12 protein-coding genes and 1 pseudogene are annotated in these 12,910 nt (G+C 65.7%); 11 read left to right on the top strand and 2 right to left on the bottom strand.

Annotation, left to right across the window (positions count from 1 at the left end):
* The first annotated feature begins 45 nt into the window (after positions 1–45).
* From ACOOHB_RS13735 to tsaD, 6 genes are read left to right on the top strand one after another with little or no spacing between them, the layout of a single operon-like run.
* Complete coding sequence (locus ACOOHB_RS13735; protein WP_420445401.1) at positions 46–1,503, top strand: NAD(P)H-hydrate dehydratase; 1,458 nt, start codon at positions 46–48, stop codon at positions 1,501–1,503.
* Complete coding sequence (alr, locus tag ACOOHB_RS13730) at positions 1,500–2,747, top strand: alanine racemase (protein WP_420445400.1); 1,248 nt, start codon at positions 1,500–1,502, stop codon at positions 2,745–2,747. The genes ACOOHB_RS13735 and alr overlap by 4 nt, the downstream gene beginning before the upstream one ends.
* A gap of 12 nt (positions 2,748–2,759) precedes the next feature.
* Complete coding sequence (gene tsaE / locus ACOOHB_RS13725) at positions 2,760–3,263, top strand: tRNA (adenosine(37)-N6)-threonylcarbamoyltransferase complex ATPase subunit type 1 TsaE (protein WP_420445399.1); 504 nt, start codon at positions 2,760–2,762, stop codon at positions 3,261–3,263.
* Positions 3,257–3,955, top strand: coding sequence for a tRNA (adenosine(37)-N6)-threonylcarbamoyltransferase complex dimerization subunit type 1 TsaB (tsaB, locus tag ACOOHB_RS13720; protein WP_420445398.1), 699 nt, complete (start codon positions 3,257–3,259; stop codon positions 3,953–3,955). The genes tsaE and tsaB overlap by 7 nt, the downstream gene beginning before the upstream one ends.
* A complete protein-coding gene (rimI, locus tag ACOOHB_RS13715) occupies positions 3,952–4,569 on the top strand; it encodes a ribosomal protein S18-alanine N-acetyltransferase (RefSeq protein WP_420445397.1) in 618 nt (205 codons plus the stop codon). The genes tsaB and rimI overlap by 4 nt, the downstream gene beginning before the upstream one ends.
* On the top strand, positions 4,566–5,573 hold the full coding sequence (gene tsaD / locus ACOOHB_RS13710) for a tRNA (adenosine(37)-N6)-threonylcarbamoyltransferase complex transferase subunit TsaD (protein ID WP_420445396.1): 1,008 nt from the start codon (positions 4,566–4,568) through the stop codon (positions 5,571–5,573). The genes rimI and tsaD overlap by 4 nt, the downstream gene beginning before the upstream one ends.
* Before the next feature lie 250 nt (positions 5,574–5,823).
* Here the strand turns inward: tsaD and ACOOHB_RS13705 are convergent, their stop codons facing one another.
* The gene (locus ACOOHB_RS13705; RefSeq protein WP_420445395.1) at positions 5,824–6,336 is read right to left on the bottom strand and encodes a hypothetical protein; all 513 of its coding nucleotides are present in this window, start codon (positions 6,334–6,336) and stop codon (positions 5,824–5,826) included.
* A gap of 123 nt (positions 6,337–6,459) precedes the next feature.
* On the opposite strand from ACOOHB_RS13705, the pseudogene ACOOHB_RS13700 reads away from it, so the two are divergent.
* Positions 6,460–6,711, top strand: a pseudogene (locus ACOOHB_RS13700) (integrase core domain-containing protein); the annotation flags it as partial.
* Between the two features lie 163 nt (positions 6,712–6,874).
* Complete coding sequence (locus ACOOHB_RS13695) at positions 6,875–7,267, top strand: hypothetical protein (protein ID WP_420445394.1); 393 nt, start codon at positions 6,875–6,877, stop codon at positions 7,265–7,267.
* A 46-nt stretch (positions 7,268–7,313) separates the two neighbouring features.
* Here the strand turns inward: ACOOHB_RS13695 and ACOOHB_RS13690 are convergent, their stop codons facing one another.
* Positions 7,314–8,981, bottom strand: a complete 1,668-nt coding sequence (locus ACOOHB_RS13690; RefSeq protein WP_420445393.1) for an ATP-binding protein — start codon at positions 8,979–8,981, stop codon at positions 7,314–7,316.
* Between the two features lie 188 nt (positions 8,982–9,169).
* On the opposite strand from ACOOHB_RS13690, the gene groES reads away from it, so the two are divergent.
* The 3 genes from groES to guaA all read left to right on the top strand — a co-directional run bounded on the left by groES (position 9,170) and on the right by guaA (position 12,897).
* A complete protein-coding gene (gene groES, locus ACOOHB_RS13685; RefSeq protein ID WP_419554702.1) occupies positions 9,170–9,460 on the top strand; it encodes a co-chaperone GroES in 291 nt (96 codons plus the stop codon).
* 34 nt (positions 9,461–9,494) lie between these two features.
* Entirely contained in the window at positions 9,495–11,153 is a 1,659-nt protein-coding gene (gene groL, locus ACOOHB_RS13680) for a chaperonin GroEL (protein WP_420445392.1), read from the top strand.
* Positions 11,154–11,319: 166 nt separating this feature from the next.
* Positions 11,320–12,897 (top strand): glutamine-hydrolyzing GMP synthase, encoded by a 1,578-nt coding sequence (gene guaA, locus ACOOHB_RS13675; protein ID WP_420445391.1) that lies wholly within the window; start codon positions 11,320–11,322, stop codon positions 12,895–12,897.
* Positions 12,898–12,910 lie beyond the last annotated feature (13 nt).

Raw genomic sequence — 12,910 nt, 5'->3', positions numbered from 1 at the left:
AGTGCTGGTGTGCGGGCGGCTGCGAGCCGGCAGGGAGCTGACGCCGTGATCCCGATCGTGACACCGGCCGAGATGGCCGAGATCGACGCGGCCGCGCCCGAGGGCACCGATGTGCTCGTCGCCCGCGCCGGCGCGGCCGTTGCCATCGAGGCCCGCCGGATGATGGGTGGCACCTACGGGCGCCGTGTGCTTGTGGCCGCCGGCAAGGGCAACAACGGGGCAGACGGTCGGGTGGCGGCAACGGCGCTGGAGCGATGGGGTGTTCGCTGTCGCATCGTGATGCCGACCGAGGCACTCGAACTTGTCGCAGCGGCCAATGCTGCCCCGGGAACCTCGGCGCCGTGGGACCTTGTGATCGATGCCGCGTACGGAACGGGCCTGCGCGGATCGTGGGGTGCGGATCGCCCGCCGCCTGTGCCCGTGCTGGCAGTCGACATCCCGTCGGGCATCGACGCGCTGACCGGTGAAGACCACGGCTGCTGGCCTGCGACGTCGACCATCACATTTGGAGCGTTCAAGCCAGGCTTGCTGCTGTATCCCGGTGCTGCAGCCGCCGGCGAGGTGCAGCTGGCTCCCATCGGCCTCGACACGAGCGGGGCAACGTCGTGGCTCGTCACTGATGCCGATGCCGACATGGCACTGCGGAGCCCGGAGCCGACAGCGCACAAGTGGCGCCGAGCCGTGCGGGTCATCGCGGGTTCGCCGCAAATGCGTGGCGCCGGCCATCTCGTGTGCGCAGCCGCCCAGCAGGCGGGAGCGGGCATGGTCGTCATCAGCTCGCCGGGCCTGCGCGCGGCCGACGTGGCACGGCCTGCCGAGGCGGTTGCTCGCGACCTTCGACCGGGCAACTGGACGGACGCCTCACTCGAGGGCATCGAACGCTTCGACGCAGCCGTCATCGGTCCTGGCATCGGCACCGACCCCACGGCGTCGGCCCAGATGGCTTGCTTCATCTCCGAGTGCCCGGTGCCGTTGGTTGTCGACGCCGACGCCCTGTCGGCTGTTGGGGACCGTCCCGAGTGCCTGAGTCCGCGAACAGCGCCCACTGTCCTCACACCGCACGACGGGGAATTCGCCCGGCTCGCTGGCGGTCCGCCCGCGGCTGACCGGTTCGATGTGGTGCGTCAAGCCGCTGCGGCGCTTGGCGTCATCGTGCTGCTGAAGGGGCCGACGACACTCGTGTCTGCGCCCCCGAGCGAATCCGGTTCGTCGACTGTGCTGGCTGTCGCGTCGGGCACCGAGCGTCTGGCGACCGCTGGCTCGGGCGACGTGCTCTCCGGCGTGATCGCCGCGGTGCTGGCGGGGGAGGCTCCGGGACGCGATCTCGACGATATTGCAACGAGCGTTGCCGCTGCGGCGCACTGGCACGGCCGAACAGCCAGCATCGCGACCGCGGGGGGAGTCACTGGCTCGACGCCGCTGCTTGCGAGCGCGCAGGCGGACCTGCTCGAAGCCGCCAGAGCCGAGTTGAGCGCCGCGCCGGCGGATCGCAGAGGCCCATGACCTTCGACGCGATGGCCGATGCCGCCGACTTGCAACTGCCTCCAACCGACTTGCGTCTGCCTCCAACCGACGCATCGGAGATGCGTCCGACCTGGTGCGACATCGATCTCGGCGCGCTCGAGCGAAACCTGGCCGCGATCCGTCGACATGTCGGCAGCTCGGAGGTGGTGCCCGTCGTCAAGGCCAACGCCTATGGCCATGGCATCGCGCCAATCGGGCTGGCGTTGCAGGGGGCCGGCGTGTCCTGTGTGGCCGTCGCATACGTCGAGGAAGCGCTGGCGCTGCGCGCCGCAGGCGTCACTATCGATATTCATGTCCTCGGCGGCGCCGTCAAGCGGCAGATCCCGCTGTTCGTCACCCATGACCTGATCCTCACGGCACCGTCGGTGGAGAAGCTGCGCCAGATCGACGAAGCAGCTGCTGCTGTGGGTGGCACCGCCCGGGCGCATCTCAAGATCGACACCGGCATGGAGCGCATCGGCATCCACCACTACAACGCCGACCGCCTGGTCGAGGCCTCGCTGCGCTGTGAGTCGGTGCGCATCGAAGGCGTGTTCAGCCACTTCGCCAACGCCGATGCCGCCGATCTCTCCGACGCCCGCACACAGCTGGATCGCTTCAGCGAAGCGGTGAGCTTCTACGAGCGCCGCTCGCTGCGGACCCCGATGCGCCACATGGCCGCCTCCGCAGCGATAGCTCGCTTGCCCGAAGCACATCTCGACCGCGTGCGCCCCGGCATCGCGCTGTACGGGGTCTCCCCGAAGCCCGAGATTGCGGCCGCCTTGCCGACCGAACCCGTGATGTCATGGCACAGCGAGGTCGTCTACTTCAAGGTTGTGCCAGCCGGAGCGTCTGTCGGCTACGGCAGCACCTGGACTGCGCCCCAACAGACCCGGGTGATCACCCTGCCGGTGGGATATGCCGACGGATACGCCCGCTCGCTCGGATCTGGATCGACAGGGGAGGGGGCAAGCGTGCTCGTCGACGGCGTCCCGCACCCCGTCGTCGGCCATGTCTGCATGGACCAGACGATGGTGAACATCGGCGATTCCAGCGCCTACAACGGCGACCGCGTCACCCTCGTGGGCACCCACGGCGACGAGCGCATCACCATCGCCGATCTTGCTCGATGGTCTGGCCGCAGCCCGTATGAAGTGCTCACGGGGATCTCATTGCGCGTCCCCCGCGTCTACCGCCGCACAGATGCCGCCCAATGCGGTCCCGTCACCGGCGAGGCGCGCTAGACAAGCTCCGTTATGCAGTTCCGGACGACGAGTGCCGAAGCGACACGGGAGGTCGCCGCAGCGCTTGAGCCGTTGCTGCGCCCTGGCGACGTGGTGCTGCTCTCAGGCGACCTCGGGGCTGGCAAGACCGTCTTCACCCAGGGGCTGGCGGCAGCCCTGGGAGTCATCGAGCAGGTCACCAGCCCCACCTTCACCTTGGCGCAGAGCTTCCAGGGACGGATCCGGCTGCATCACCTCGACGTCTACCGGCTTGACAGCCTTGGTGAGGTGCTCGACCTGGACCTGCCCGAGCTGCTCGACGACGACGCCGTGGTGTGCGTGGAATGGGGCGAGGTCATCATTCCTGAGTTGCCGCGAGATTTCCTGCGCGTACGGATCAGTCTCGCGAGTCCGGCAGAGCACCCCGACATCCGCATGTTCGACGTCGATACCGTCGGTCCCAGTTGGCAGGCACGCGCCGGCGCGCTCGCCGAGGCGTGGAACATGCACGGCCCTTCGGGAGACGAGACGTGTTAGTGCTCGGCATCGAGACTGCGACGCCCCAGGTCGGCGTGGCCATCGGCGGGCACGAGGGCATCATCGCCTCGTTCCACACCACCCGCGACCGGCGCCACGCAGAGACGCTCGTCCCGGCGATCCAGTTCCTGTGCGAACAGGCACAGATGAAGCTGTCCCAGCTGGGCCTCGTGGCGGTGGACATCGGCCCGGGCCTGTTCACCGGCCTGCGGGTGGGGCTGGCCACGGCGAAGGCCATAGCGCATGCCTGCCGGATCCCGATGATCGGCGTTTCCAGTCTCGACCTCACAGCGTTCCCGGCGCGGTTCAGCGATCGGCTGATCGTCTCGACGGTGGACGCCCGCCGGGGTGAGATCTTCTACGCCACCTACCGGCGCGCACCCGGCGGCATCCAGCTCCTGAGTCCCCCGGCGGTCGACCAGCCCGCCGACGTTGCAGGACAACTGATGGCACTCGGCCAGGAGACCCTGATCGTCGGCGATGGCGCCCAGCGCTACGCGGACGAGCTCGGGGCGGTGAGAGGCGCCGAGATCGGCCGGGAAGGACTGCGCCATCCCAATGCCGGCGCGCTGGTGGAGCTGGCGCACGCCCGGGCGCTGCGCGAGGAGTTCGTCAGCCCGTCGGAGATCGTGCCGCTGTACCTGCGTGCCCCTGACGCCCGCATCAACTGGCAGCAGCGGGAGCGGTCGTGAGCACCCCCTACGCGCCGAACGCTCCGGCGCCGGCCGCTGCGGGACCGGCCGCCACCCGACGAGTGCTCATCTGCCCGATGAGCCGCAAGCACTTGCGTGACATCAGGCGCATCGACCAGTTGGTGTACCCGCGACCGTGGTCGATGTCGCTCTATCTCGATGAGCTGCGCCACACCGGTGACCGGGTGTACCGCGTGGCCGCCGCGGTCGGACCGGGTGGTCGCTCTACCGGAGTCATCGGCTACGGCGGCTTCATGATCGTCGCCGGCGAGGGTCACATCACCTCGGTGGCCGTCCATCCCGAGTGCCAGGGCAGCGGCGTGGGTGCTCGGCTGCTGCTGGAACTGCATCAACAAGCCCGCCGCATCAACGGGCTGGAAGCGTTGACGCTGGAGGTGCGGGCGTCGAACGCTGCGGCGCAACGGCTGTACCGCTGGTTCGGCTATGCGCCCGTCGGAACGCGCTCGGACTACTACCGGGACGGACCCGACGGAAGGCGTGAGGATGCCCTAGTGATGTGGTGCCACGACATCGACAGCTCAGAGCACGGCAATCGCCTCGATGTCATCGCGGCCAGCTTGGGGGTTACGACGTCAGGGGTACAGCCGCAATGACGACCATCTTGGGCATCGAGACGTCCTGCGACGAGACGGCTGCAGCGGTCGTTGACAACGGTCATGAGGTGCGCTCAAGCATCGTCAGCAGTCAGGTGGACCTGCACGCCCGTTACGGCGGTGTCGTGCCCGAGATCGCGGGGCGCGCCCACGAGGCGCTCATCACCCCGGTGGTGGCCGAAGCGCTGGTGGAAGCCGGCGCGGCCGACAGCGACATCGACGCCGTGGCGGCCACCTGCGGCCCCGGCCTCATCGGCAGCCTGCTCGTGGGCGTAGCCGCCGCCAAGGCGCTGGCGCTCGTGTGGGATGTCCCCTATATCGGCATCAATCACCACGAGGCGCACCTGTACGCAGCATTGCTCGACGAACACGACGCCGAGGTTCAGTTCCCGCTCGTCACCTTGCTGGTCTCGGGCGGGCACACGATGCTGATCACGTTCGAAGGCCACGGGCGCTACCGCCTGCTGGGCGCCACCCGCGACGACGCTGCCGGGGAAGCCTTCGACAAAGTCGCCCGCTACCTCGGGCTGGGCTACCCGGGCGGTCCTGCCATCGACCGTTTGGCAAACGACGGAGACCCCACTGCGGTTCCGCTGACGAGAGCCATGCTGGACGACGGCTACGAGTTCTCGTTCTCGGGCATCAAGACCGCCGTCATCAACTGGGTGCGAGCGCACCCGGAGGTCGACACGGCCGACGTTGCGGCTTCGTTCCAGGCCTGCGTGGTCGACGTGCTCACCCACAAGGCTCGCCGGGCAGCTCGCGATGTCGGCGCAGCGGTCATCTGCCTGGCCGGCGGCGTGGCGGCCAACAGTGCGCTGCGTGAACGCACGCTCGACATCTGCATGGAAGACGGCATCAACGCCTACCTGCCCAGTCGTGCGATGTGCACCGACAACGCGGCGATGATCGCCGCGACCGCCTGGTATCGACTGGCCAGCCACGGCCCGTCAGCCCTTGACAGCGGCGCCGATCCCAACCTGCGCATCAACTTTCTCAACTGACTTCCGTGTCCTGAGCCGCCGCTCGGCAACCTGAGCCCCATCCCTCCCGGCGTCCCAGATCGGACTCGCAGCCGGCATCCCTGGAAAACTCATCGATCAGGCTCGCCCTTGCTGAGCCATCCCGGAGAGTGGCCGAGTTATGTAGGGATAGTGTCCTTCACCCCAATGCTTGGCAGCATTGCGCTATCGCGTCATAACTCTGCACAACTCCGCTCAGCGATACCTTCGTCGAGGGTCGGGAAGAGCGAGGCTATGAGGGGGTGTCGAGGCCGAACTCGGCCAAGACTCTGTCGATGGTGTTCTGATCAGTCAGCTTGCAGGCCGTGTTCCGGTAGGCACGCAGCCCCTGTTCCCAAAATGCGTCCCCGATGTCGCGGGGGGTGACGTTCCATTCGACCGGGACCACCATCTCGATCGTGTTTTCGTCGTCCGAGGCCGCGGCATCAACGAAGTACGAGGGGATGTCAGGCTGCTCGATCAGCTGCCCTTCTTCGCCGTTGACGGTCACGGTCGCGTCGCCGATCGGCCTCATTCGGCCGGTCACTTCCCCGACGCCGACATATCCGCATCCGGCCACATGGGCAAAGACGCGGTGACCAGGCTCAAGATGTTGTAGCGGCAGCCAATAGCGTTTGCCTCCGCCGCCGTTCAGAAAGCCGTAGCGGCGCGCCAACCACCAGCGTTTGCGGTCTTCGCGTCTCCCTAGCACGGCGTAGTAATCCCGACCGTTCCATTGACGGCTCTTGCTGCGTGCCTTCGACATGGCTGCCTCCCCGGCCGTGGCCCGGTCATCGTTGCCAGTGGCTAAGCCTAAGAGGCACTTCGGACTGGTGTGAGTGCTCGCCGGTAGTCGCGTTCTCATGCAGTTGGGCCGACGGACACCTCGGGCACCGACACCGCCGACATCGAGCCCGGCTCCCCCTGGGAGAACGGCTGGATCGAATCGTTCAACGGACGCCTGCGCGACGAATACCTCAACATCGAGGACTTCGCCAACCTGCTCGAAGCCCGAGTCGTCACCGAGGACTGGCGAAACGACTACAACCACCACCGGCCCCACCGATCACTCGGCGGGCTCACCCCCGCCGCCTACGCTGCTCTACACCAACCGACAACGACCACAAGCAAACACCCATAACAACCGGACCGACTAACGGGTCCCCGTCAAGGCCGCTAGACGGCTGAGACTGAACTGACCTTCGCAGGGGGATCAAGTGAAGCGAGCACTAGCTGTATTAGCGATCCTGTTGGCTGGATGCTCCGATGGCTACGAGCCGGGTTCCCCGGAGTGGGAGTGCGGTATGGCTGCTCAGGCATGGCTGGATGCCGGGTCTGCCAAGGGTTGGGCAGACAATCGCACCGGCGCGATCGTCGAGTTCCACCCCGCTTACGTCAACTACATCGAAGCGTGCAGAGATGTCACGGGCGTGGATTACACGGAGGTGGATTACACGGAGGCAGGCGGGCATCCACACTGCGACGGCTGGGCAAGCGTGTTGCAGTTGTCTCTCGTGGCAACTATGGCGTCTATTGACGAGGAAAGTCTCCCGCCACTCGCCCACGAGCTTGACGCCGACGCGCTCCAATGGACCAATGATCTCAATCGCATGGCGAACGACATGGTGATTGTTGCAATAGACCATCTAGAAGAGCTTGGATGCGAAGAGCCGAACGAGCCTGCGTCAAGCCCATAACTTGACATCCCCTTCCGGATTGAGCCAGCGTGGCGACAAAGCGTCGCTATAACTGGTCGCTGCCGGGCAGCACATAGTGCGAGCCACGCTTGGAGCCACGAAGTTCGAGCTGTCCGTGCGCCACCAAGTTTCGGAGCACAGCTACAGCCTCAGATCGTGAGAGACCCATGACTTCGCGTACGGCTGCGTTGGTGACGGGACCCGAGTTGGCCATGTCCAAGATTGCGGACTGCATGCCGACGCGGTCCAAGCCAACCCAAGCAGGGCGTCGAAGACCAGGCGCGATGTAGTACCGGGTGCCGCGACGCTCACCGTCTTGGACGAGGAAGCCGGCGTCACGTAGCCGCTGCAGGCTCTGGCGTGCCGTTGAACTATCGGCGTGGAGAAGCGACCGGACGCTGGCGTTAGAGAGTTCGACTCCTCGAGCCGCCTCGATCAGTACACGCCGGTCCTCCGGCTGCAAAACGGTCCGCTGTTCGAGTTCACGCGCCCACGCACGTTCTTCAGGTGAGACTGGGCTCTCCATCGGCAGCCGGACCGTGATGTGTCCGGCAGGATCTTCGGCGAACGTGGGCTCTACTCGAAGATCCTCAGCCATTTCCTCCAAGACCACCCGGATGCCGCGCCCTGCGTCTTCCGCGAGACCGAACGCACGCAGCGCCTGGATGATGCGCCGATTGCGTGCAGCATGTGCATGGCGCAGATTCTCGCTGGTCACCGGCGCGACGAATCCTCCAGGGGACTTCACTGTCACCTCGTGAGGTGTGACTCGAACTTCGACCGCAGATCCTGCTAGCTGGTAGTCGCGGTGAGCGACGGCATTGGCAATCACCTCCCTGAGCGCCCTGACCGGGAGGCGCCGAAGTTCGTGACGCTTGCGTCCGCGTACTACGAGATCGAAACCCAGCTCGTTGTCGATCCATGCAGTTGCCTCATCGACCTGCTGGGCAGGGGTGCCTGCAAACGACTTTCGAAGGTCGTGCTCTCCGTCAGGGTTCGGAAAGCGAAAGACCTCTATGAAGCATTTGCCGAACTCGTTCGAAGCCTCTGGCACCAAGAACAGCGCTCCGGCCTTGGTGAGCACCGGTTCGCCGGACCGACGCACGAGCATTCCTCGCTCTTCGAGCGCGTCAGCCAAACGGGAACCGTCGAGGCCTGAATCGACATCGAGAGCCTCGCAAAGCTGCCTGAGCAGGTCCGGGTCCGCCTTGGTGATCGACCATTCCGAAGGGCTGTTGTCGAAGCTGTCGTGTGTGCGCTCTGTCACCAACTCGACGAGAGCTGCACCTGTCAATGGAAGATTCTGCTTGCCTCGGCGAACCAGCGCAGCGCCATCCGATGTCTGCGCCAGACCTTGCATCCGCTGCCCGATCGAAAGGACGGTGATCAGCACGCTCCCGACGGTCAGTGAGCGGATCTTGATCGGGCCGGGCGATTCGATGTCGTTGATGGTCTCCCACAGCGTCTTCTCCAGACCTGCATCCAGCGGTTTGCCTGTCGGCTGGCCGCTGTCATCGACGCCGAGCAGCAGCACACCGCCGTCGGCGTTGGAGAATGCGACAATTGCCCGCTGGATCTCCTTGCGGCTGACACCTGCCTTCCATTCCACGTAGTTGTTCTCGTTCGGAAACTCTGTTCTGAACTGCTCGGCCGTCATCAACAGTTGCTGTGTTTGCCCGTTGGGGTGAAATGACGGATATGAACTGTTTGTCATTGAGATGAATTTATCCCATCAATCTTTCATAAGCAACATAATTTGCAGTTGTGTTTGCTGCGAGGTTGTCGCCGCCTACCGGTGCTCGTATCGTTAGCACTCGCCCGGTGAGAGTGCTAAGTGCCGCCGGGCAATCCCATGACACGGCCCCCAGACAGGGCACAGCGCCACAGGAGGCATATCCGACCATGAACCTGAAGCCACTCGAGGACCGAATCGTCGTGCGTCCCAGCGACGCAGAGGAAACCACCGCCAGCGGGCTTGTCATCCCCGACACCGCCAAGGAAAAGCCCCAGCAGGGCGAGGTACTTGCGGTCGGTCCCGGCAAGCGTTCCGACCATTCGGGCGAGATCATCCAGATGGACGTCGGCGTCGGCGACACCGTCGTCTACAGCAAGTACGGCGGCACCGAGATCACCGTGGCCGGCGAGGACCTGCTCATCCTGAGCGCTCGCGACGTCTTGGCCGTCGTCGCTTAACTCATTACGCGACGACAAGAAAGAGAACCGACACATGCCGAAGATTCTGAAGTTCAGCGAAGAGGCCCGCCGCGGCCTCGAAGCCGGCGTCAACAAGCTGGCTGACGCTGTCAAGGTGACGCTGGGTCCCAAGGGCCGCAACGTCGTGCTCGAGAAATCGTTCGGGGCGCCGACGATCACCAATGACGGCGTGAGCATCGCCCGTGAGATCGAGCTCAGCGACCCGTTCGAGAACATGGGTGCTCAGCTGGTGAAAGAGGTCGCCACCAAGACCAACGATGTCGCTGGCGACGGCACGACCACCGCGACGGTGCTGGCCCATGCAATGGTGCGCGAGGGCTTGCGCAACGTGGCAGCCGGCGCCAACCCGATGGAGCTCAAGCGGGGCATCGAGGCCGCTGTTGCAGCAGCCGTCGAGTCCATGGGCGCCATGGCCATCGACGTGTCCGATGACAAGGACAAGATCGCCAGCGTGGCTGGCATCTCGTCTGCGGACAGCACGATTGGCGAGACGCTCGCCGAGGCTTTCGACAGGGTCGGCAAGGACGGCGTCATCTCGGTCGAGGAATCCAACACGTTCGGCGTCGACCTCGAATTCACCGAGGGCATGCAGTTCGACAAGGGCTTCCTGTCGCCCTACTTCGTGACCGATCCCGACCGTCAGGAGGCCGTCTTCGACGATCCCTACCTGCTGTTCGTGAACGGCAAGATCGGCTCAGTGACCGAGCTGGTCCCCGTGCTCGAGAAGGTGATGCAATCAGGAAGGGGCCTTGTGATCATCGCCGAGGATGTCGAGGGCGAAGCGCTGGCAACTTTGGTGGTCAACAAGATCCGCGGCACGTTCTCATCGGCGGCGGTGAAGGCCCCCGGCTTCGGCGAGCGCCGCAAGGCGATGCTGGCCGACTTGGCCATCCTCACTGGCGGTCAGGTCATCTCTGAAGAGGTGGGCCTGAAGCTGGAGAACACCACCGTCGACCTGCTCGGCACCGCCCGCAAGGTGATCATCACCAAGGACGAGACCACCATCGTGGACGGCGGCGGCGAGTCCGGCGACGTCGAGGGTCGTGTGGTGCAGATCAAGCGCGAGATCGACGACACCGACTCCGACTGGGATCGCGAGAAGCTGCAGGAACGGCTGGCGAAACTGGCTGGCGGCGTGGCAGTGATCCAGGTCGGCGCGGCCACCGAGGTCGAGCTGAAGGAAAAGAAGCACCGCATCGAGGACGCCGTGTCGGCGACCCGTGCCGCCATTGAAGAGGGCATCGTGCCCGGTGGCGGCACAGCGCTGCTGCGGGCTCGTGCCGCTGTCGCAGCGCTGGACCTCGATGGCGACGAAGCCACCGGGGCCCGCCTGGTGCACCGGGCGCTCGAAGGCCCCAGCCGCCAGATTGCACACAATGCCGGCTATGAGGGCGCTGTGATCGTCCAGCAGATCGAGCAGGCCGAAGGCAACACGGGCTTCAATGCCGAAACCGGCAAGTTCGAGGACCTGGTTGCCGCTGGCGTGATCGATCCGGCGAAGGTGACCCGTGCGGCGCTGCAGAATGCAGCGTCAATCGCGGCCCTGCTGCTCACCACCGAGACACTGGTGACCGACAAGCCCGAAGAGGCTGACCCCGCAGCCGCTGCTGCTGCTGCTGCTGCCATGGGCGGCGGCATGGGCGGCATGGGTGGCATGGGCGGGATGATGTAGCTCCGGCTGCTTCTCTCTACAACTCACGCACAGGGTCGGCGAATTCGCCGGCCCTGTGTCATTCCTGGCCCACGGTGCCGTTGAGCGCGGATTTCCAAAGCGGGCTTGGGGGGCGGCGATAGCCTCGTTGTTTTCCCGAACTTGGCGCAGCTGCGGCGCCGGACCTATGCCCCCACACTCGCCGGCGGCCAGCTCGGCCGCCCACCCAACGGTCCTCGTGGTGGATTTCGGCGCGCAGTATGCGCAGCTGATTGCGCGGCGGGTGCGCGAGGCGCAGGTCTATTCCGAGATCGTCTCTCACACGTCAACCGCTGCTGAGCTGGCTGAGCGCTCGCCAGCGGCGATCATCTTCAGCGGCGGACCGGCTTCGGTGCACGTCGAAGGGGCACCTGGCATCGACCCTGACGTCTACGAGCTGGGCGTGCCGATCCTGGGCATCTGCTACGGATCGCAGCTGCTGGCTCGCGACCTCGGCGGGCGGGTGGACCGCAGCGGCCGGGGCGAGTACGGGCGCACGATGCTCGGCCGAACTGACGTGGCGTCGGAGCTGTTGGGTGGCTCGTCACGTGGAGCACCTTCGTCGGAATCAGTGTGGATGTCGCACTTTGATGCGGTGACGGAGCCGCCGGTGGGATTCGTGGTCACGGCATCGACGCCGGACAGTCCCGCCGCTGTGATCGAGGACTTCGAGCGTCGCTTCTACGGGGTGCAGTACCACCCGGAGGTTCACCACACGCCTGGCGGGCAGGCCCAGCTTGTGCGGTTCCTGCATGAGGTGTGCCAGATCAACTCCGAATGGACGATGTCGAATGTCATCGCCGACAGCGTCGAGGCCATCCGGGCTCAGGTCGGCTCGGCACGGGCCATTTGCGGTCTCTCGGGCGGGGTGGACAGCGCCGTGGCCGCTGCGCTGACCCAGCGGGCCATTGGCAGCCAGCTCACGTGCGTCTTCGTGGACACGGGGCTCATGCGAGCTGGCGAAGGCGACCAGGTCACCGAGACGTTCCGCCGTACGCAGGGCATCGAGCTGATCCACGAGCGCGCTGCCGACGAGTTCTTCGAGGCGCTGGCGGGAGTCACCGATCCCGAGGACAAGCGCAAGATCATCGGCGAGAAGTTCGTGCGCATCTTCGAGCGGGCTGCTGGAGGCATCACCGACGCTCGTTTCCTGGTGCAGGGGACGCTCTATCCCGATGTGATCGAGTCGGGCTCGTCTACTGCGGCGAAGATCAAGAGCCACCACAACGTCGGCGGGCTGCCCGAAGACATGACCTTCGAGCTGGTCGAGCCGCTGCGCAACCTCTTCAAGGACGAGGTGCGTGCCGTAGGCGCAGAGCTGGGTCTGCCGCCCGAGATCGTCCAGCGCCAACCGTTCCCGGGGCCGGGCCTCGGCGTGCGGATCGTGGGCGAGGTCACCCCCGAGGCTGTCGACACCGTGCGAGCCGCTGACGTCATCGTGCGCGAGGAAATTGCGAAAGCAGGTCTGGACGGCGAGGTGTGGCAGGCGTTCGCGGTGCTGGCCGACATCCGCAGCGTCGGCGTGATGGGCGACGAGCGCACCTATGCCAAGCCCATCATCGTGCGGGCGGTCACCAGCGAGGATGCGATGACCGCCGACTGGGCCCGCTTGCCTCACGATCTGCTCGAGACGATCTCGTCGCGCATTGTCAACGAGGTGGCTGGCGTGAACCGGGTCGTCTACGACATCACCTCAAAGCCGCCCGGCACGATTGAGTGGGAGTAGGCGAGTGGGACTA

Origin of the sequence: Candidatus Poriferisodalis sp. (assembly GCF_965215815.1) — a bacterium.
In the GTDB taxonomy this organism is placed as follows: domain Bacteria; phylum Actinomycetota; class Acidimicrobiia; order Acidimicrobiales; family Poriferisodalaceae; genus Poriferisodalis.
This window is presented reverse-complemented; position numbering and strand designations above follow the sequence as displayed.

Excerpts from the sequence above, each read along its gene's own strand:
- alr (WP_420445400.1), top strand. The coding sequence starts at position 1,500 with ATGACCTTCGACGCGATGGCCGATGCCGCCGACTTGCAACTGCCTCCA.
- tsaE (WP_420445399.1), top strand. The coding sequence starts at position 2,760 with ATGCAGTTCCGGACGACGAGTGCCGAAGCGACACGGGAGGTCGCCGCA.
- tsaD (WP_420445396.1), top strand. The coding sequence starts at position 4,566 with ATGACGACCATCTTGGGCATCGAGACGTCCTGCGACGAGACGGCTGCA.
- ACOOHB_RS13705 (WP_420445395.1), bottom strand. The coding sequence starts at position 6,336 with ATGTCGAAGGCACGCAGCAAGAGCCGTCAATGGAACGGTCGGGATTAC.
- ACOOHB_RS13695 (WP_420445394.1), top strand. The coding sequence starts at position 6,875 with ATGGCTGCTCAGGCATGGCTGGATGCCGGGTCTGCCAAGGGTTGGGCA.
- ACOOHB_RS13690 (WP_420445393.1), bottom strand. The coding sequence starts at position 8,981 with ATGACAAACAGTTCATATCCGTCATTTCACCCCAACGGGCAAACACAG.
- groES (WP_419554702.1), top strand. The coding sequence starts at position 9,170 with ATGAACCTGAAGCCACTCGAGGACCGAATCGTCGTGCGTCCCAGCGAC.
- groL (WP_420445392.1), top strand. The coding sequence starts at position 9,495 with ATGCCGAAGATTCTGAAGTTCAGCGAAGAGGCCCGCCGCGGCCTCGAA.
- guaA (WP_420445391.1), top strand. The coding sequence starts at position 11,320 with ATGCCCCCACACTCGCCGGCGGCCAGCTCGGCCGCCCACCCAACGGTC.